Source organism: Nonomuraea sp. NPDC049758, assembly GCF_040674635.1.
In the GTDB taxonomy this organism is placed as follows: domain Bacteria; phylum Actinomycetota; class Actinomycetes; order Streptosporangiales; family Streptosporangiaceae; genus Nonomuraea.
In genome coordinates this window covers 804,439-822,927 of the sequence record NZ_JBFAMZ010000001.1, presented here as the reverse complement: position 1 = coordinate 822,927, position 18,489 = coordinate 804,439, and the positions used below count along the sequence as shown (strand labels likewise).

Here is an 18,489-nt window from a genome sequence, read left to right as displayed (position 1 = left end):
GAAGGGAGCGGCGATGCCGACGCGAGAGCCGACGCGAGAGCCGGCGCGCCCCCCGGGGCGGCACCAGCCCAGGCGGCCGCCTGCGCGCATCCCGGCCAGGCGGACCTTCGGCGACGTGCTCGCCGGGCTCGCGGCGCTGGTGGCGCTGGTGGCGTTGGTGGGCGGGGTGCCGTACGCGCTGCTCAGGTTCGCCGGGCCGCCGGTCACGTCCGAGATGCTCGACCTGCGCTTCTTCACCGCCGAGGCCGGGCCGAGCACGATCCAGGCCGTCCTGGTGCTGCTGGTGTGGCTGGCCTGGTTCCAGCTCTTCGTGTGCGTGCTGGTCGAGGTGTACGCCGGTGTCCGAAGAGTCGGGATGCCTGCCCGCGTACCGCTGTCGGGCGGCACGCAGGCGCTGGCCAACAAGCTCGTCGGCGCGGTGCTGCTGCTGTTCACGGCCGGGGCCATGATCGCGCCCATCGCGCGGATGGCCGCGCCGCCCGCCGCGCCGCCGGTGACCGCGGTCGCCTACTCCGCGCCGATCGTCGAGCAGACGCTGGAGACCCACAAGACCAAGAAGGTGTACGTCGTGCAGCCCCCGCACGGGCGGCACCACGAGAGCCTGTGGGAGATCGCGGAGAAGTGCCTGGGAGACGGCCGCCGATATCCCGAAATTTACCGACTCAACCAGGCCAAGGAGCAGCCGGACGGCACCCGCCTGCGCATGGCCGACCTGATCAAGCCCGGCTGGGTGCTCGACATGCCGGACGACGCCAGGAACGTGCACATCGTCCCCGCCGGCCAGTCCCGCGAGCAGACGTTGCGCGAGCACCCCGGCGTGGCCCACACCCGCGCCCAGCCCGACGCCCGGCACCACGCCGCCAAGAAGGCCACGGAGGGCAAGGCCACCGAGAAGAGCGAGAAGGACCAGGCCAGGCACCGCAAGCCCGACGTCCGCCAGGACCAGCCCGAGATCACCATCAGGGAGGCCCAGAGCCTCGACCTGATCGACTACCTGGCCGGGGCCTCGCTGGCCGCCGCCGGGCTGCTGGCCCTGTTGGCCAGGAGGCGGCGGGAGCAGTTGTGGCGCAGGGTGTTCGGGCGCCGGATCGTCCGGCCGCGCGACGACGCCGCCCAGGCCGAGGTCGCGCTCAGGCTGGGCGGCGACGCGCCGGGCGCGCGCATCCTCGACATCGGGCTGCGGCTGCTCGGCGCCGAGCTGGCCGCCCAGCACCGCACCCCGCCCACCGTCTACGGCGCCCACCTGTCCCCGCGCACGCTCGACCTGTGGATCCACCCGCCGGACGACGACCCGCCCGAGCCGTGGACGGCCCAGGACGGCGGCCAGGTCTGGCGCCTGCCCGCCCACGAAGGCCGCCTGCTGGAGGAGCAGGCGGGCGGCGCGCCGTACCCGGGGCTGGTCTCCATCGGCACGGACGCGAGCGGCCGGGTGCTGATCGACCTGGAGGCAGCGCAGGGCCTGATCAACGTCCGCGGCCCGCAGACCACCGCGGCGCTGGCCGCGCTCGCCGTCGAGCTGGCCACCAACCGCTGGTCCGACCGCATGCGCATCACGCTCGTCGGGTTCGGCGAGGAGCTGACCGCGATCGCCCCCGACCGGATCATGGCCGTCGGCAGCCTGGCCGAGGTGCTGCCCGAGCTGGAGGCGACCGCCGCGCCGCGCCGGGAGGTGCTCACCGGACGCGTCTCCGGCAGCCCGCGCGACGCCCACTACCTGCTGTCGGCCGTGGCGCCCACGCACGAGGAGGCCCGCCGCCTGGCGCTGCTGGCCCGCCGGGACACCGCCGGGTACGTCCTGGCCGGCGACGTCCCGCACGCCACCTGGACGCTGGAGATCGGCGACGACGGCAAGGCGCGCATCGCCGAGCTGGGCTTCGAGGTCGAGGCCCAGCTCCTGCCGCGCCGCCACTACAAGGCGCTGATCGACCTCTTCCGCACCGCCGGACGGCTCGACGGCGAGGCCTACCCCGAGGCCGAGCCGCTGGAGGGCCTGCACCCGCCCGCCGTCGAGATCAGGATGCTCGGCCCGATCGAGATCGCCGGGCTCGCGCCCCTCGAAGAGGGCCGCATGGCGCTGGCCACCGAGCTGCTGATCTACCTGGCCACGCATCCCGGCGGCGTGCATCCCGTCGTGCTCGGTGGCGTGTTGTGGCCGCGCGGGGTCCAGACCATGGTCAGGGACGCCACCATCGCCCGCGTCGCCGACTGGCTCGGCCCCGAGCACCTGCACGTCGACGAGGCCGGGCGGCTCAGGCTCGGCCCCGAGGTCCGCACGGACTGGGCCCTGTTCCGCGAGCTGGTCCGCCGCGCCCAGCACGACCCGACGGCCCGCACCGTCCTGCTGGAGAAGGCGCTCGGCCTGGTACGCGGCCCGCTCCTGGCCAACCGCCCGTCCGGCCGGTACGCCTGGCTGGCGGCCGACGACCTGGAGTACGACGTCGCGGCCGGCGTGGCCGACGCGGCCCACCGGCTGTGCGAGCTGCGGCTGGCCCAGGACGAGCCGGACGCGGCGGTGGCGGCCGTCCGCGCGGCGTTGCTGCTGGCGACCGACGACGAGGGGCTCTGGCGCGACCTGCTGCGGGCCACCCACGCCACCGGGGACGCCGTCCGCATGCGGGCCGTGGTCGAGGTCCTGACCCGCAGGGCCGCCTCCCACCCGTACGGCGGCGGGATGGCCCCGGAGACCGAGGCGTTGATCGAGGAACTGCTGCCCTCGTGGCGCATCCACGTGGTGAGGGAGTCGTCCGCATGAGACGTTTGACGGTGATCGCGCTCGTCCTGCTGGTGGCGGGGTGCGGGCAGGCCGAACGGCCGTACACGCCGCAGCCGGGCCCGTCAGGGACCGCCTCGGCGACGGCGCCCGCGACGGGAGGCTCGGCGCGGCCCTCCGCGGACGCGCCCGGCGTCGAGACGGTCGAGGTCGGCGGCGGGAAGCTGCGGGTCGACATCGACTGGCCCGCCCGGCGCGACCCGCTCATGCGCGTCATCACCGACTGGTACCTCGCCTCCCGCAAGGTGATGGTCTCGGGAAGCGATCGATACCTGAAGGATCTGGATCTCGAACTCCAGGCGGTGCGCCAGGCGTATGACGGAGTACGCCGGTACACCGAGGAGGACAGAAGGGTGCAGGGCGTTGCCAGACTGTACGGCCTGCGGGTCACGAAGGTGCTGGACAAGGGAGCGCAGATCGACACCTGCGTGGACGAGTCGAAGGCACGCGTGGTCAGCGCGAGCAGCGGCGAGGCCGTCTCGCCCCAGCCCTCCATCATGCGCGCCCCCTACCTCCAGAGGGCCCTCGCGCACCGCGGCGACGACGGCGTGTGGCGGATCCGGGAATTCCTCTATGACAAGGAAGGATGCGCGCGATGAACCGCGTGATCTCGCTGGCCACCGCGGCCCTCATGCTGCTGGGCCAGCTCGACGACCCCGGCGAGACGGCCGGCAGCCCCATCGAGCACGGCCGGACCAGAGGGATCGAGCTGCGCAACTCCCGGATCGTCATCTCCGGCGACGGCGCCAAGGGCGGCAACACGGACGGATACGTCCTCAAACGCCCCTGCTGGTACGAGCCCGGCATGACGGGCGCCGAGATGCTGAAGTCGCAGGAGGGCCTGCGCGACTACTGGTTCAGGTACACCAAGGACGCGTCCGAGGAGGGCTTCCAGGAGTTCCTCAAGCAGTTCAAGGACAAGGTCGGCAAGGACGGACGCTGGTGGGGCCCGGCCTACGACGCCTCCGATCCGAAGGGCCAGGTCTGCTTCGCGGCGCTCGACCCGTTCGTGTTCGTGCCGCCGGGCACGACGCCGCCCGCCGGGATCACGATCCGGGAGCTCGCCGAGATCGCCAGGGCGTCCCTGACCGTGCCCGAGCCCACGATCAAGCTGAGCCCCGACGCCAAGAGCTTCGTCAACCTGCCCACCTGGGTCTGGCTGGAGGGCCTGGGCGAGCGGCGCAGATCGGTGACCGCGGAGATCCCGGGCGTCATGAGCGTGACCGTGGTGGCCACGCTGAAAAGCATCAAGATCGACCCGGGCACCACGAAGGACCGGGCGGAGGTGCACGAGGAGGGCTGCGGGGCGGCCGGACGTCCGTACGCCAAGGGGGCCTCGTTCACCTGCGGCGTGCGTTACCTGCGGGCCTCGATCGACCAGCCGCGCGAGGCGTACCGGCTCACCGTCACCACGTCGTGGCCGGTGGAGACGACGGGTGACGCGGTGCCGTTCCAGTTCGCGCCGGTCGAGGCGGGGGCGACCCGGGACGTGCCGGTCGGCGAGATCCAGAGCAACGTGAAGCCGTAAAGGGCCGAGCTGGGCGATCACCCGGGCCGGCGGGCCTGGGCGATCGCCCGCGGCCGGGCGGGCCTAGGCGATCACTGCGGCCAGCGGTGCCAGCTCGGGCTGCTCGGCAGCCTCCGCCAGCACCTCCTTCAGCACGGTGTCGTGCGTCGGGCCCGCCGCGGTCAGCAGGTCGCGGCCGTCGGGGGTGACCTCGGAGTAGATGCCGCGCCGGTCGTCCTCGCACAGGTAGCGCTTGAGCAGGCCGCGCTTCTCCAGCCGGGTGACCAGCCGGGTCGTGGCACTCTGGCTGAGCACGACCGCGCGGGCGAGCTGCTGCATGCGCATGTGCCAGCCGTCCTGGCGGGCCAGGGCGTCGAGCACCGTGTACTCGCTCACGCTCAGGCCGTGCGCCTTCTGCAGCGCCTTCTCCAGCCTGTCCTCGATCTTCGCGTGCAGGGCGGCGAGGGTGCGCCACCCCTGGGCACGCGCCTCCACGGCGTCGTCGGCCAGAGGCATGTGAACCCCCTCCTCGTGCTCGTGTCAACGATTAGCAAGCGCATGCAAATGATGCCTACGCCGTCTAACGTCGCATGAGCCCCATTCTATGCCGCCGACCCCGCCACCCCGGCTCGGCTAGGAGATCGACTTCTGTCCGCTTTCGTGGGCGAGGAGCCATTCCTTGACCGGGACGCCGTAGTAGTAGCCGCCGTAGCCGCCCGTGCTGGGCAGGACGCGGTGGCAGGGGACGAAGGGGGCGATGAGGTTCTGGGCGCAGGCGGAGCCGGCGGCGCGGGCGGCGGTACGGGGGAGGCCGGCGGCCTGGGCCAGCTCGGCGTACGAGACCGTCGTCCCCGCGCGGACCTCGCGCAGCGCTTCGTGCAGGCGCTTGCGGGTGGGGGAGCCGGGCTGCGAGACCGGGACGGCGTCCAGGGCGTCGAGGTCGCCGTCGAAGTAGGCCCGGACGGCTTCGGCGGCGGCGCCGAGGTCGTCCACCACGTCGAGACCCTCCGCCTGAAGGGCCGGGGTGAGGCGGACGAACATCTCCGCCGGGTCGGCCGTGAAGCCGCCCGCGACGAGGACGCCCTCGCGGGTGAGCAGCGAGAGCGAGCCGATCGGCGTCGGCAGGACCTGGGCGGTGATCATGAAGAGCTCCAGAGGTGCAGGGCGGCGTAGGCCCGCCAGGGCCGCCACCGTTCGATGTGGTCGTCGGGGATGCCCAGGGCGGCCATGCGCTTGTTCAGCACGAGGTCGCCCGTGGGCCAGGCGTCGGGGTCGCGCAGCGCGCGCAGCGCGATGTAGCTGGCGGTCCAGGGGCCGATGCCGGGCACCTTCAGCAGCTCGGACCCGGCCTCGGCCGGGTCCTGGCCGCCGTCGAGGTCGATGTCGCCGTCGGCGACCCGGCCCGCCAGGTCGGCGAGGGTGGCGATCCTGCGATTGGTCAGGCCGAGGCCCGCCAGGTCGGCCTCCCGCAGCTCGGCCGCGGTGGGGAAGAGCGGGCCGCCGGTCCTGGCGACGATGCGGCCGAGCAGCGTACGGGCTCCGGCGACCGAGATCTGCTGGCCGACCACCGCGCGTACGGCCAGCTCGAAGCCGTCGAACGTGCCCGGCACCCGCAGTCCGGGCCGGGCCGCGACGAGCGGGGCCAGCGAGGTCTGGCCGAGCGCCTCGGCGATGGCGTCGGGGTCGGCGTCCAGGTCGAGCAGGCGGCGGCAGCGGGCGACGATGCGGGCGAGCTGCCGGGTGTCGGCCAGGGCCACGTCGAGCGCGATGTGGTCCGGCCGGGGGGTGAGCGTGATCGTCCCGCCCGGCACGGCCCTGGAGTACGACTCCGGGCCGGCGACCTCAAGGCCGGGGATGGCACGTGAGGTCAGGAAGCCGAACACGCCCGCCACGTCGTACGGCTCGCGGCGGTGCAGCCGCAGCCTCAGCGTGACCGGCCCGGCGGCCTCGGGCTCGGGCGGCGCCGCCGGACGTCCGGCCGTGGCGCGCAGCTCGCTGGGCGTGAAGCCGTACGTCTCCCGCATCGTGGCGTTGAACTGCCGCACGCTGCCGAACCCGGCCGCGAACGCCACCTCGGTGACCGGCAGCCCGGTCTCCGTCAGGAGCTGCTTGGCCAGCAGGAGCCGCTTGGTGCGGGCCACGGCCAGCGGCCCGACGCCCAGCTCGGCCACGAACAGCCGGTGCAGGTGGCGTTCGGTGATGTGCAGCCGCCGGGCCAGCCCGGCCACGCCGCGCTCGTCGGCGGCTCCGTCGTCGATCAGCCGCAGGGCCCGGCCGATGAGGTCGCCGCGCAGGTCCCAGCCGGGGTCGCCGGGCGACAGCTCGGGACGGCAGCGTTTGCACGGCCGGAACCCGGCCGCCTCGGCCGAGGCCGCGTGCCGGTAGAAGCGCACGTTCCTGGAGGAGGGGGTACGCGCCGGGCAGATCGGCCGGCAGTAGATGCGCGTGGTCGTCACCGCGGTGTAGAAGCGCCCGTCGAACCGGGAGTCCCTGGCGGAGACCGCCCGGTAACAGGAGTCGAAGTCGAGCTCTAGGGGTGACATGCCCCCGAGACTATGCGCGGGCCGCGAGTGCCGACCGGCGGAAATCGGACCTCACCATGAAAACGCAGGTCAGCAGGTCAGTACGGCCGATCGGCGGTATTCGGACCTGATCGGCGAAGGGCTGAGAAGTGGATCGGCAGCCAGCTCACGGCCATGATCACCGCACCCGCCCAGAGCGGCGCGCGCACCCCCCACACCTCGCCGAGCAGCCCGGCCAGCAGCCCGCCGAGGCCGACCGCGCCCATCAGCAGCAGCCGCATGGTGGCCGTCATCCGGCCGAGCAGGTGGTCCGGCGTGACGCGCTGCCGCATGCTCACCAGCAGCACGTTGTTCACCCCGGTGCGGAACGTCAGCACGAACCACGCCGCCGCCGCGGCCCACAACCACGGCCCGGCGTCGAGGAACGGGATCACCAGCGCGGCCGGGGCGGTGGCCAGGCTGACCAGCCACACCGCGCGGCCCGTGCCGAAGCGCCGGCCGAGCAGATGGGCCGACGACGACCCGGCGAGCACGCCGAGCCCGCCCACCGCCAGGTACGCCCCGAACACCCACTCCGGATAGCCGAGCCGCCCGACGATGAGCACCGGCAGCAGGACCGAGCAGAGCGGGAACGCCAGGTTCGCCATCGTGCCCTGGACCAGGGCCGCGACCAGCACCCGGTTGCCGAGGATGAAGCGCACACCCTCCGCGATCCGGGCCCGCAGGGACTCCGCGGCCTCCGGCGAGCCGTCCCGGGCGAGCGCCGGTTCGGGGACGCCGCGCAGCCAGGCGGCCGACCACAGGTAGCTCAGCGCGTCCAGCAGCACGGCCAGCGGCGCGCCCACGACCTGGGCCAGCACCCCGGCGAGGCTGCGCCCGGCGACGTCCATGCCCGCGGCCGTGCCCACGAGCAGCGAGTTGGCCGACGTCAGCCGCTCGCGCCCGACCAGCCCCGGCACGATGCTCATGGACGCCACGTCGAACAGCAGCGACCCGGCCCCCACAAGCACCGTCACCACGTAGAGCTGCGCCATGGACAACGTCCCGGCCCACCAGGCCACCGGCACCGACAGCAGCGCCACGGCCCGCGCGGCGTCCATCGCGATCATCAGGCGCCGCCGCCGGACGCGGTCCACCCAGGCCCCGGCGGGCAGCCCGATCACCAGGGCCGTGAGCGTGGCGAGCGCCGAGAGCAGCCCGACCTCGCCCGCGCCCGCCCCGAGGGCGGTCACGGCGAGCAGGGGGAGGGCGACGTAGGTGATCTGGCTGCCGAGCTGGCTGACCGCGCCGGCGACGAACAGGTTGCGGAACGCGCGAAGCCGCAAGAGTGGAGCTTCCACCAAGGTTGCTGACATGTCGGCAGGATGCTGAAATGTCGGGCAAGGCCGCTATCGATTAAGTGACAAGCAAATTCAATGACCCTCGACCTGGCGTTCACCGCCCACGACCTCGCCAACATCCGCTTCGCCGTCTCCCCGCTCGGCGAGGTCGTGGCCAGCGCGCGCGTGGTGAAGAACCCGGCCGCGCACCCGCTCCTGCGCCCCTGGGCCGACCAGGTGCGCCGCCGCCTCCAGGACGTGGACTGGCGGCTGCTGTCCGACCTGGTCCCGGTGCCCACCATCTCGATCGCGGGCTTCACCTGCACCCCGCCCTCGACGTCCATGCCGGACCTGGAGCTGGAACTCGCCACGATGCGGGGCGCGGCCGCCCGGGTGCGCACGGATCTGGACCACATCGGCGGTCCCCGGACGAAACGGGTGCAGGCCCTCTACGACGACCCGGAGCAGGGCCTCGAACGCCTGGCCACCGAGGTGGCCGGTTACTGGGAGGCGGCGATGGCGCCGTACTGGCCGCGGATCAGGTCGCTGCTGGAGGGCGAGATCCTGCACCGCGCCCGGCTGCTGGCCGAGGGCGGCGCCCAGCGCATGCTGGCCGACCTCGACGACTCCGTCACCTGGGACGACGGCACGCTGCGGCTGGAGCACCGGTACGTGTCCGGCCGCCGGTCGCTGAGAGGGCTCGGGCTGCTGCTGGTGCCGTGCGTGTTCGCCTGGCCGCGGGTCCTGTCGGTCACGACGCCGCCGTACCAGCCGACCGTGCGTTACGCGCCGCGCGGCATCGCGACGCTCTGGGAGCGCCGCGAGGTGGACCCGCCCGAGGCGCTGGCCGCCGTGCTCGGCCGGACGCGCGCCCGGCTGCTGGCCGAGCTGGACCAGCCTGCCTCGACGCGCGACCTCGCCCAGCGCGCCGGGCTCTCCGAGCCCGGCGTCAACCAGCACCTGACGGCGCTGCGCAAGGCCGGCCTGTGCACCGCGCACCGCACCGGCCGGTACGTGCTCTACGCCCGCACGGCGGTCGCCGAGACGCTGCTCTACTTGGAGGAGACCCCCACCCCCAGGTCGAACTCCCGGTAGACGCGCGCCCAGAACCCGTCACGCAGCCAGACCCGGGCCTCCGGGTAGGGCCGCAGCGAGTGCCCGAGCTCCTTCTCCGCCTCGATCAGCAGCTCGGTGTCGATCACCGTCGGCAGGATCGGGCCGGGCAGCAGGTCGCGGATGTTGTCGCGGCCGCGGGTGAGTATCCACTTCTGGGCGACGTGCTCGCCGACGTCCTCCACGCGCGGACGGCTGGGCCCCAGCTTGGCGACCTGGCCGGGCTTGGCGTGCGGCTTGACCGGCGCGCGCCCGGCGAACACCTGGGCGGGCGAGGGAGCCGTGACGGGCGGGGTGACGGCGACCGGCTGCGGAGCGCGACTGAAAAACGGTCTCAGGAAATCGGCGGAGATCACTTCCACCGTGTCGGACTCCCACACCAGGCGCTCGGCCTGGTTGGTGCCGTAGGGCGGCTCGACGCCCCACAGGTGGATGCGCACGCCGTACGCCTGCGCCGCCTCGACCGCCGGAACCATGTCCTCATCGCCCGCCAGCAGGATCGTGTCGGTCACCGCGTGATGCCGGGCGAGCGCCTCCAGGTCGCTCCTGATCTGCGCGTCGACGCCCTTCTGCTGGCCGCGGGCGTTGAGGTTGCCGAGGCGCACCTTGACCCACGGAAGCTGGGCGATGACACGCTGATCGACGGTCGGCACACGGTCGCGGGCGGCGTCATACCAATAGATCCGCAGAAGTTCGCCGGAAATACGTTCCTCTGCATGTTTCTGTAGACTCTGGATGAGCTCATCGGCGGCCACCCGATATTCCTTGCGTTCCTTCGCGCCGAGCAGCACCTCACCTGCCGCAGCGTAGAGATAACCGACATCCACTAGGACGGCGTACTTGGCTGCCACAGGATGCGGCATGAGGTCTGGGATGGCCATGTCGTCCTCCAGGCCGCGGTGTTAGTTGATCGGCTGACTATATACGCCTACTTTCTCTAGATAGTCCCAACTCCCGGGGAACTTGACACCCGATTCCCGGGATCTATCTAGGGTAGTGCGCTCATCCGCCAAGCCGCCTTCCCCGGCAGGCCAGGGTTACGCATACCTCTGGCGGGGTTTCGCCATGTTTGTCTACGGGGTCTCTCGGGTTCAGAGTACGAGCTCCGCCGCGTGGCGAGCACGGCCACCACGGCCGCGATCTCCTCGGGCGTGGCGTCGCCGCGGACTATGCGCAGGTGGTCGCTCATAGAGGAATGTTCCCATGCTTCTTCGGCGGCAGCGAGGCTCTCTTGTTACGCAACGCGCGAAGTGCCCGGACAACTTGCGGCCGGGTTTCGGACGGCCGAATCACCGAGTCCACATAGCCGCGTTCGGCCGCGATGTACGGATTGGCCAAAGTGTCCTCGTACTCGGTGACGAGCCGGGCGCGCTCGGCGTCGGGGTCGTCGGAGGCCGCCAGTTCGCGCCGGTAGAGGATGTTGACCGCGCCCTGCGCGCCCATGACCGCGATCTGGGCGGTGGGCCAGGCGAGGTTGACGTCCGCGCCGAGGTGCTTGGAGCCCATGACGTCGTACGCGCCGCCGTAGGCCTTGCGGGTGATGACCGTGACCAGCGGGACCGTGGCCTCGGCGTAGGCGTACAGGAGCTTGGCGCCGCGGCGGATGATTCCGTTCCATTCCTGATCGGTGCCGGGGAGGAATCCCGGTACATCAACAAAAGTCAGGATCGGAATATTAAAGGCATCACAAGTTCGAATAAATCTGGCGGCCTTCTCGGAGGCGTCGATATCCAGACATCCGGCGAAATGCATCGGTTGGTTGGCGACGACCCCGACCGGCTGGCCGTCCACGCGGCCGTAGCCGACCACGATGTTCGGCGCGAACAGCGCGTGGACCTCCAGGAACTCCCCGTCGTCGAGCACGTGCTCGATCACCTGGTGCATGTCGTACGGCTGGTTGGGGGAGTCGGGGATCACCAGGTCGAGCTCGGGGTCGGGCTCCAGGTCGGCGGCGGCGGCGAAGGCCGGTGGCTCGTCCAGGTTGTTGGAGGGCAGGTAGGACAGCAGCGCCTTGACGTAGTCGAGGGCGTCCTCCTCGTCGGCGGCCTGGTAGTGGGCCACGCCCGACTTCGTGTTGTGCGCGCGGGCCCCGCCCAGCTCCTCGAACGTGACCTCCTCGCCGGTCACCGTCTTGATCACGTCGGGGCCCGTGATGAACATGTGGGACGTCTGGTCCACCATGACGACGAAGTCGGTCAGGGCGGGCGAGTAGACGTGGCCGCCGGCCGCGGCGCCCATGATGAGCGAGATCTGCGGGATCACGCCGGAGGCGTGCACGTTCCGCTTGAAGATCTCCGCGTAGAGGCCGAGCGCGACCACGCCCTCCTGGATGCGCGCGCCGCCGCCCTCGTTGATGCCGATGATCGGGCAGCCGGTCTTGAGCGCCAGGTCGATCACCTTGACGATCTTCTCGCCGTACACCTCGCCGAGGGAGCCGCCGAAGACCGTGACGTCCTGGGAGAACACGCAGACCTGGCGGCCGTCGATCGTGCCGTGGCCGGTGATGACGCCGTCGCCGTACGGACGCCGCTTCTCCAGCCCGAACATCGTGGACCGGTGGCGGGCGAACTCGTCGAACTCCACGAACGAGCCCTCGTCGAGCAGCGCGAGCACCCGCTCGCGCGCGGTCATCTTGCCCTTGGCGTGCTGTTTGTCCACCGCCGACGAGGAGCCGGCGTGCACGGCCTCGTCGAGCCTTCGCTCCAGGTCGGCGATCTTGCCCGCGGTGGTGTGGATGTCCGGCATCTCCGGCATGGGATCGGCGGCTGCGCTCATGCGCGTTAGGCTAACCCGTCCTCCTAGAGTGGATCCATGACGGATGCGGTTCGCTCCCACGGCCTGTACAAGCGCTACGGCGCGCAGGTCGCGGTGGCCGGGGTCGACCTCGTGGTCCCGGCGGGCAGCTTCGCGGGCCTGGTCGGTCCCAACGGGGCCGGCAAGACCACCACGCTGAGCATGATCACGGGCCTGCTGCGGCCCGACGGCGGCCAGGCCGCGATCGACGGGTTCGACGTCTGGCGCGACCCGGTCGCCGTCAAGGCGCGCATCGGCGTGCTGCCCGAGGGGTTGCGGCTGTTCGAGCGGCTGTCGGGCCGCGAGCTGCTGCTCTACAACGGCCGGCTGCGCGGCATCCCCAAGGCCGACGTCGAGCAGCGCGCGGGCGAGCTGCTCGACGTGATGGACCTGACCGGGGCCGCCGACAAGCTCGTCGTCGACTACTCCACCGGCATGCGCAAGAAGATCGGGCTGGCCGCGGCGCTGCTGCACAACCCGTCCGTGCTCTTCCTCGACGAGCCGTTCGAGGGGGTCGACCCGGTCAGCTCCAACACCCTGACCGAGGTGCTGCGGCGTTTCACCGCCTCCGGCTCGACGGTCATCTTCTCCAGTCACGTCATGGACCTCGTCGAGCGGCTGTGCGACTGGGTGTCGGTGATGAGCGGCGGCCACATCGTCGCCCAGGGGCCGCTGGAGCAGGTGCGCGGCGGCGCCAGTCTCAACGAGGCGTTCATGCGGCTGGTCGGCGGCGGCTCCCGCGCCCACGGCGAGGCCGGGCTGAGCTGGCTCGGCGCCCGCCCCGGCAACCGGCCCCCGACCGCACCCCCGACCGTGCCCCCTGCCATGCCCCCGACCGTGCCCCCGGCCGCCGGCGCGCCCCAGGACACGCTGTGAGCGCCGCCGGGGCCGCCCCGGACAGAGCCGCCGGGGCGTCCGCCGTCACGGGGTCGCCCATGGCGACGGCCGCGCTGTTCGCGCGGCTCAAGCTGCGCCTGATGGCCGGCAACCTGCGCGGCGACGTGCAGCGCAAGCTCGGCTTCGTCTTCACCCTGCTCGCCGCGGCCGGCCTGGCCGTGCTCGGGTTCCTGCTGATGAGCCTGCTCAGGCTGGCGCCCTCCGACGTCGCCGCCGAGCTGGTGATCGTCGCGTTCGCGTTCTTCCTGGTGAGCTGGATGATCGTGCCGCTGCTGGCGTTCGGGCTCGACGACACGCTCGACCCGGCGCGGCTGTCGCTGTTCCCGCTGCGTACGCGCGAGCTGGCCGTCGGGCTGTTCACCGCGTCCGCGACGGGCGCGTGGCCGCTGGCGATGCTGGTCGTCACGGCCGGCGCGCTGGTCGGGCTGCCGACGGGCATCGGGGGCGTGCTGCTCGGCGTGCCCGCGGTGCTGCTGCAGTTCGCGCTCTGCGTGGTCACCTCGCGGCTGATCACCACCGCGCTGTCCGGGGCGCTGCGCAGCCGGCGCGGGCGTGACGTGCTGGCCGTGGCAGCCCTGTTCGTGGTGCTGCTGGCCCAGCTGCCCAACCTGCTGATGAACCGCGGCCTCGGCGACCCCGCCGCGATCCTCCACCGGCTGGCCGGCGTCCTGCGCTGGACGCCGCCGGGCATGGCCGCGCACGCCATGGCCGACGGCGGCCTGGTCGGCGTGGCGGAGCTGGCCGCCGTCGCGGTGCTGGTCGTGGTGGTCGCCTGGCTGTGGATCAAGGCGCTCGGCCGTGCCCTGGTCTCGCCGGACGCCTCGACGCAGGCGGCCTCCGTCCGCCGGGAGCGCGGACTGGCCGACCGGCTCCTGCCCGACGGGCCGCTGGCGGCCGTGGTGACCAAGGAGCTGAAGTACATCAGGCGGGAGCCGAGGTTCCGCGTGGGCTGGTTCTCCTCGGTCGTGGTGACCGTCGTCCTGGCGTTCTCGCTGAACAACAGCACCGAAGGGCAGGCGGGGGCGGTGCTGCCGGTGCTGATCACCGGCATGGGCGCGCTGATGATCTCGTTGCAGTCGGGCAACGCGTTCGGCATCGACGGGCGTTCCCTGTGGATGAACGCCGTGGCCTTCGGCTCGGAGGAGGACCTGCGCCGTGACCTGGCGGGCCGCCACCTGGCCAACATCCTGGTCGCCGCGCCGCTGCTGCTGCTCGTGGCGGTCGCGGCGGCGTTCCTCACCGGCAGCCAGGAGGCCGTCGTGCCGGCGTTCCTGACCGGGCTGGGCGCGCTCGGCGTCGGGCTCGGGGTCGGCTCGGTGACCAGCGTGACGATCCCGTACACGCTGCCCGAGCGGATGAACGCCTTCAGCGGCGCCGCGCCCGGCCAGGGCGGTCAGGCGTTCGCGTCGTCGATCGGGGCGATGCTCGGGATCGCGCTGATGTCGCTGCCGATCGTGCTGCCGCTGGCGTTCGGGCTGATGTGGGTGTCGGCGCTCGCGCCCTTCTACGGCCTGCTGATCGAGGTGCTCGGCAGACGCCTCGCCGGCAAGATCGGCTTCCCCCGCCTCCCCGAGCTCCTGGCGGCCGTCTCGAAGCCCAGCTAGGGAGTGGTCTAGTCCAATGGGCGAGACCGCCATGCGGTCGCCGAAAGTGAGTCGATACCCTTCGAAGCATGATTGACCAGGGGCTCGAGCGTCGTAGTGCCGCCGTGACCGAGATGCCTGACGAGCTGCGCCACGACGTGCGCATGCTCGGCAAGCTGCTCGGCCAGGTGATCGCCGAACAAGGTGGCGAAGACCTGCTGGCCGACGTCGAACGGTTGCGCAAGGCCGTCATCGCGGCGCGCAGAGGCGAGATTTCCGCCGACGAGATCACCGAAATGGTCGCCGGATGGGAGATCGAGCGGGCGGTCGCGGTCGCCCGCGCGTTCACCTGCTACTTCCACCTGGCGAACCTGGCCGAGGAGCACTACCGCATCCGCACGCTGCGCGAGCGCGACGCCGAGGGGAGGGTGCAGCGGGAGTCGCTGGCGCAGGCCGTCCACGAGCTCGGCGAGGAGCGCGTGAGCGAGCTGTTGCAGGGGCTGGAGCTGCACCCGGTGCTGACCGCGCACCCCACCGAGGCGCGCAGGCGCGCGGTCGTCACCGCCATCCAGCGCATCAGCGGCCAGCTCACCGAGTACAACGCGCCCGGGCGCGGCGCGTCCGAGCGCGCCGAGAGCAGGCGCCGCCTGCTGGAGGAGATCGACCTGCTGTGGCGGACGGCCCAGCTGCGCTCCACCAAGCTGGACCCGCTCGACGAGGTGCGCACCGCCATGGCCGCCTTCGACGAGACGCTGTTCCGCATGGTGCCCCAGGTCTACCGCTCGCTCGACGCGGCGCTCGACGCGGGCACCGGCACCCGTCCGCCGCTGGCCAGGCCGTTCATCCGTTACGGAAGCTGGATCGGCGGCGACCGCGACGGCAACCCCAACGTCACCGCCAAGGTCACCCGCGACACGATCCAGATCCAGTCCGAGCACGTGCTGACCGCCCTGGAGACGGCCTGCACGCGCATCGCCCGCACGCTGACCGCCTCCGCCCAGTTCTCGCCCTGCTCGGCCGAGCTGAAGGGCGCGCTGGCCGCGGCCGTCGACGCGCATCCCGAGCTGGTCTCCGAGCTGGCCACCCGCTCGCCGCGCGAGCCGCACCGCCAGTGGCTGCTGTACGTGGCCGCCCGCATCGCCGCCACCCGCCGCCGCGACCTCGACCTCGCCTACCGCGCGCCCGCCGAGCTGCTGGCCGACCTGCGCCTGGTGCAGGAGTCGCTGGCGGGCAGCGCGCCGCGGCAGGCGTACGGGGAGCTGCAGCACCTCGTCTGGCAGGTCGAGACGTTCGGCTTCCACCTGGCCGAGCTGGAGGTGCGCCAGCACTCGCAGGTGCACGCGGCGGCCCTGGAGGAGATCAGGGCCGGCGGCGAGCTGTCGGAGCGCACCGAGGAGGTGCTGGCCACGATCCGGGTGATCGCCTGGATCCAGGAGCGGTTCGGCGTCACGGCCTGCTCCCGCTACGTGGTCTCCTTCACCCGCTCGGCCGACGACATCGCGGCCGTCTACGAGCTGGCCGGGCACGCCCTGGGCGACCGGGCGCCGGTGCTCGACGTGGTGCCGCTGTTCGAGTCGGGCCAGGACCTGGCGAACTCGCCGCGCGTGCTGAGCGGCATGCTGGAGATCCCGCAGATCCAGGACCGCCTGGCCGCGACCGGCCGGCGCATGGAGATCATGCTCGGCTACTCCGACTCGGCCAAGGAGCTGGGCCCGGCGGCCGCCACCCTCCGCCTCTACGAGGCGCAGGAGGAGCTGACCGTGTGGGCCCACGAGCACGACGTCAAGCTGCGCATGTTCCACGGCCGCGGCGGCGCGCTCGGCCGCGGCGGCGGCCCGGCCAACCGGGCGGTGCTGGCGCAGGCGCCGGGCTCGGTCGCGGGCCGCTTCAAGGTCACCGAGCAGGGCGAGGTCATCTTCGCTCGTTACGGGCACATCGCCATCGCCCGCCGCCATCTGGAGCAGGTCACCAACGCCGTGCTGCTGGCCTCCTCGCCCACGGTCGGCGCCCGTACGGCGGCCGCCGCCGAGCGGTTCCGCGGCCTGGCGCAGCAGGTGGCCACGGCCTCGGAGGAGGCCTACCGGGCGCTCACCGAGGCCCCCGGGTTCCCCGAGTGGTTCGCGCTGGTCAGCCCGCTGGAGGAGATCGGCTCACTGCGGCTCGGCTCCCGTCCGGCCCGCCGCGGCCTGGGCGCGCCGCGCTCGCTGGACGACCTGCGGGCCATCCCGTGGGTGTTCGCCTGGGCCCAGACCCGCGTCAACCTGCCCGGCTGGTACGGCCTGGGCACCGGCCTGGCCGCCGTCGGCTCCCTCGACGAGCTGCGCGCGGCCTACGCCGAATGGCCATTGTTCAACGCGATGCTGGACAACGCCGAGATGTCGCTGGCCAAGACCGACCGGTCGATCGCCAAGCGCTACCTCGCGCTCGGCGGCCGCGACGACTTCGCCCGCCAGGTGCTGGAGGAGTACGACCGCACCCGCGAGCTGGTGCTGCGGGTGACCGGCCACACGCGGCTGCTGGAGAACCGCAAGGTGCTCTCGCGGGCCGTGCAGCTGCGCGACCCGTACGTCGACGCGCTGTCGCACCTGCAGCTGCGGGCGCTGCGCGCGATGCGCACCGAGGACCTGTCGGAGCAGGAACGCGAGCGGCTGTCCACGCTGCTGCTGCTGTCGGTCAACGGCGTGGCCGCCGGCCTGCAGAACACGGGCTGAACACGCGCGGACGGCCCGGCGGGTGGCCGGGCCGTCCGAAGTGCGCGGAATCAGCGCAGGCTGTCGAAGAAGGCCGTGATGTCGGAGGTGAGCGCCTCCGTGGCGCTGTGCGCGGTGTAGTGGCCGTGGGCCGGGGCGGGCAGGGTCTTCCACGAGACGATGCCGTGGTGGTCGCGCTCGGCGAAGCGGCGGATCGACGTGAAGTCGCCCTCGGCCATGGCAAGAGCGGTCGGAGTGGTCGTCGGCTCCTGCGGCTGCTCCATGCGGGCGTTCTCCCAGTAGAGCCGCAGGGCCGAGCCGGCGGTGCCGGTGAACCAGTGGATCGAGGCGTTGAGCAGCACGAAGTCGTCGTCCAGGTCCTCGTCGAAGAGCTGGGCGAGCCAGCCGACGAGCCCGGCGGGGGAGTCGATGACGGCGTGCGCGAGCGTCTGCGGCTGCTGCGACTGCAGGACGTTGAACGCGCCCTTCTCCTTCCAGAACCAGTCGAGCACGGCCAGCCCGGCCTGGTCCTCCTCGCTCAGGTCGGCGAACTCGGCCGGGTCGCCGGAGGGGAAGGAGAACAGCTGGGTGACGTGCACGCCGACGACGTGCTCGGCGTCGATCCGGCCCAGCTCGGGGGAGATCATCGAGCCACCGTCGTTGCCGACGGCGCCGTAGCGCTCGTAGCCGAGGCGGGCCATCAGCTCGGCCCAGGCCCCGGCGATGCGCCGGTTGTTCCAGCCGAGTTCCTTGGTCGGGCCGGAGAAGCCGAAGCCGGGCAGCGACGGGACGACCACGTGGAAGTGGCGCGACAGCGGCTCGATCGCGTCGAGGTACTCGGCGACGGTGCCGGGCCAGCCGTGGGTGAGGATCAGCGGCAGGGCGTCGGGGTTGTCGGAGCGTACGTGGATGAAGTGGATGTTCTGCCCGTCGATCTCCGTGGTGAACTGCGGGTAGGCGTTGAGCCTGGCCTCCTGGGCGCGCCAGTCGAAGCCGGACTGCCAGTGGGCCACCAGGCGCTTGACCCGCTCGACGCCCACGCCCTGGTCGGCGCCCGGGATCTCGTCGGCGAAGCGGGTCAGCGCGAGCCGGGCCCGCAGGTCGTCGAGGTCGGCCTGGGAGATCTCGATGCGGAACGGGCGGATGCTCATGAGGGGTCCTCTCGACCGAAGAAGCGGAACGGCTTGTTCTGTTCCAACTATAGCAGAACGGAACGCTTCATTCCACAACCTTCACAAGGCGGCTCCAAGTGACTTCCAAGGATCACTGAGCAGCATGGGGGCTTTGACGAGCGC

General features: G+C 72.2%; 15 protein-coding genes. 7 read left to right on the top strand and 8 right to left on the bottom strand.

What is annotated here, in order from left to right; translation table 11 throughout:
• Positions 1-13 precede the first annotated feature (13 nt).
• Genes AB0J46_RS03805 through AB0J46_RS03795 form a run of 3 tightly spaced genes read left to right on the top strand, consistent with a single transcriptional unit; the run spans position 14 to position 4,298 of the window.
• Positions 14-2,752: a BTAD domain-containing putative transcriptional regulator gene (locus AB0J46_RS03805; protein ID WP_364325953.1), complete on the top strand. Its 2,739-nt coding sequence runs from the start codon at positions 14-16 to the stop codon at positions 2,750-2,752.
• Positions 2,749-3,369, top strand: a complete 621-nt coding sequence (locus AB0J46_RS03800; protein WP_364325950.1) for a hypothetical protein — start codon at positions 2,749-2,751, stop codon at positions 3,367-3,369. Before AB0J46_RS03805 ends, AB0J46_RS03800 begins: the two co-directional genes overlap by 4 nt.
• Entirely contained in the window at positions 3,366-4,298 is a 933-nt protein-coding gene (locus AB0J46_RS03795) for a hypothetical protein (protein WP_364325947.1), read from the top strand. Before AB0J46_RS03800 ends, AB0J46_RS03795 begins: the two co-directional genes overlap by 4 nt.
• Positions 4,299-4,361: 63 nt before the next feature.
• On the opposite strand, the gene AB0J46_RS03790 is transcribed toward AB0J46_RS03795, so the two are convergent.
• The 4 genes from AB0J46_RS03790 to AB0J46_RS03775 form a co-directional block, all read right to left on the bottom strand.
• Positions 4,362-4,793 carry a MarR family transcriptional regulator gene (locus AB0J46_RS03790; protein WP_352361855.1) on the bottom strand — a complete coding sequence of 144 codons (432 nt, stop codon included), beginning with the start codon at positions 4,791-4,793 and terminating at the stop codon, positions 4,362-4,364.
• A gap of 117 nt (positions 4,794-4,910) precedes the next feature.
• The gene (locus AB0J46_RS03785) at positions 4,911-5,420 is read right to left on the bottom strand and encodes a methylated-DNA--[protein]-cysteine S-methyltransferase (RefSeq protein ID WP_364325944.1); all 510 of its coding nucleotides are present in this window, start codon (positions 5,418-5,420) and stop codon (positions 4,911-4,913) included.
• Positions 5,417-6,820: an AlkA N-terminal domain-containing protein gene (locus AB0J46_RS03780; RefSeq protein WP_364325941.1), complete on the bottom strand. Its 1,404-nt coding sequence runs from the start codon at positions 6,818-6,820 to the stop codon at positions 5,417-5,419. Before AB0J46_RS03780 ends, AB0J46_RS03785 begins: the two co-directional genes overlap by 4 nt.
• Before the next feature lie 77 nt (positions 6,821-6,897).
• Positions 6,898-8,124, bottom strand: coding sequence for an MFS transporter (locus tag AB0J46_RS03775; protein ID WP_364325938.1), 1,227 nt, complete (start codon positions 8,122-8,124; stop codon positions 6,898-6,900).
• A gap of 90 nt (positions 8,125-8,214) precedes the next feature.
• Here AB0J46_RS03775 and AB0J46_RS03770 point away from each other — a divergent pair, with 90 nt between their 5' ends.
• Positions 8,215-9,213: a DUF5937 family protein gene (locus AB0J46_RS03770; protein ID WP_364325935.1), complete on the top strand. Its 999-nt coding sequence runs from the start codon at positions 8,215-8,217 to the stop codon at positions 9,211-9,213.
• Here the strand turns inward: AB0J46_RS03770 and AB0J46_RS03765 are convergent.
• The 3 genes from AB0J46_RS03765 to AB0J46_RS03755 all read right to left on the bottom strand — a co-directional run bounded on the left by AB0J46_RS03765 (position 9,171) and on the right by AB0J46_RS03755 (position 12,006).
• A complete protein-coding gene (locus tag AB0J46_RS03765; protein ID WP_352361843.1) occupies positions 9,171-10,112 on the bottom strand; it encodes an NYN domain-containing protein in 942 nt (313 codons plus the stop codon). The genes AB0J46_RS03770 and AB0J46_RS03765 overlap by 43 nt on opposite strands.
• Positions 10,113-10,219: 107 nt before the next feature.
• Positions 10,220-10,420, bottom strand: coding sequence for an acyl-CoA carboxylase subunit epsilon (locus AB0J46_RS03760; protein ID WP_364325932.1), 201 nt, complete (start codon positions 10,418-10,420; stop codon positions 10,220-10,222).
• Entirely contained in the window at positions 10,417-12,006 is a 1,590-nt protein-coding gene (locus AB0J46_RS03755) for an acyl-CoA carboxylase subunit beta (RefSeq protein WP_364325929.1), read from the bottom strand. Before AB0J46_RS03755 ends, AB0J46_RS03760 begins: the two co-directional genes overlap by 4 nt.
• Positions 12,007-12,042: 36 nt before the next feature.
• Between AB0J46_RS03755 and AB0J46_RS03750 the strand changes: the two genes are divergently transcribed.
• The 3 genes from AB0J46_RS03750 to AB0J46_RS03740 all read left to right on the top strand — a co-directional run bounded on the left by AB0J46_RS03750 (position 12,043) and on the right by AB0J46_RS03740 (position 17,215).
• Positions 12,043-12,900 (top strand): ABC transporter ATP-binding protein, encoded by an 858-nt coding sequence (locus AB0J46_RS03750; protein WP_364325926.1) that lies wholly within the window; start codon positions 12,043-12,045, stop codon positions 12,898-12,900.
• A complete protein-coding gene (locus AB0J46_RS03745; protein WP_364325923.1) occupies positions 12,897-14,525 on the top strand; it encodes a hypothetical protein in 1,629 nt (542 codons plus the stop codon). Before AB0J46_RS03750 ends, AB0J46_RS03745 begins: the two co-directional genes overlap by 4 nt.
• A gap of 68 nt (positions 14,526-14,593) precedes the next feature.
• Positions 14,594-17,215 (top strand): phosphoenolpyruvate carboxylase, encoded by a 2,622-nt coding sequence (locus tag AB0J46_RS03740; RefSeq protein WP_364325919.1) that lies wholly within the window; start codon positions 14,594-14,596, stop codon positions 17,213-17,215.
• A 50-nt stretch (positions 17,216-17,265) separates the two neighbouring features.
• Here the strand turns inward: AB0J46_RS03740 and AB0J46_RS03735 are convergent, their stop codons facing one another.
• A complete protein-coding gene (locus AB0J46_RS03735; protein ID WP_364325916.1) occupies positions 17,266-18,345 on the bottom strand; it encodes an epoxide hydrolase family protein in 1,080 nt (359 codons plus the stop codon).
• Positions 18,346-18,489: the final 144 nt, after the last annotated feature.

Excerpts from the sequence above, each read along its gene's own strand:
- AB0J46_RS03790 (WP_352361855.1), bottom strand. The coding sequence starts at position 4,793 with ATGCCTCTGGCCGACGACGCCGTGGAGGCGCGTGCCCAGGGGTGGCGC.
- AB0J46_RS03765 (WP_352361843.1), bottom strand. The coding sequence starts at position 10,112 with ATGGCCATCCCAGACCTCATGCCGCATCCTGTGGCAGCCAAGTACGCC.
- AB0J46_RS03750 (WP_364325926.1), top strand. The coding sequence starts at position 12,043 with ATGACGGATGCGGTTCGCTCCCACGGCCTGTACAAGCGCTACGGCGCG.
- AB0J46_RS03795 (WP_364325947.1), top strand. The coding sequence starts at position 3,366 with ATGAACCGCGTGATCTCGCTGGCCACCGCGGCCCTCATGCTGCTGGGC.
- AB0J46_RS03755 (WP_364325929.1), bottom strand. The coding sequence starts at position 12,006 with ATGAGCGCAGCCGCCGATCCCATGCCGGAGATGCCGGACATCCACACC.
- AB0J46_RS03785 (WP_364325944.1), bottom strand. The coding sequence starts at position 5,420 with ATGATCACCGCCCAGGTCCTGCCGACGCCGATCGGCTCGCTCTCGCTG.
- AB0J46_RS03770 (WP_364325935.1), top strand. The coding sequence starts at position 8,215 with ATGACCCTCGACCTGGCGTTCACCGCCCACGACCTCGCCAACATCCGC.
- AB0J46_RS03805 (WP_364325953.1), top strand. The coding sequence starts at position 14 with ATGCCGACGCGAGAGCCGACGCGAGAGCCGGCGCGCCCCCCGGGGCGG.
- AB0J46_RS03735 (WP_364325916.1), bottom strand. The coding sequence starts at position 18,345 with ATGAGCATCCGCCCGTTCCGCATCGAGATCTCCCAGGCCGACCTCGAC.
- AB0J46_RS03760 (WP_364325932.1), bottom strand. The coding sequence starts at position 10,420 with ATGAGCGACCACCTGCGCATAGTCCGCGGCGACGCCACGCCCGAGGAG.
- AB0J46_RS03740 (WP_364325919.1), top strand. The coding sequence starts at position 14,594 with ATGATTGACCAGGGGCTCGAGCGTCGTAGTGCCGCCGTGACCGAGATG.
- AB0J46_RS03800 (WP_364325950.1), top strand. The coding sequence starts at position 2,749 with ATGAGACGTTTGACGGTGATCGCGCTCGTCCTGCTGGTGGCGGGGTGC.
- AB0J46_RS03780 (WP_364325941.1), bottom strand. The coding sequence starts at position 6,820 with ATGTCACCCCTAGAGCTCGACTTCGACTCCTGTTACCGGGCGGTCTCC.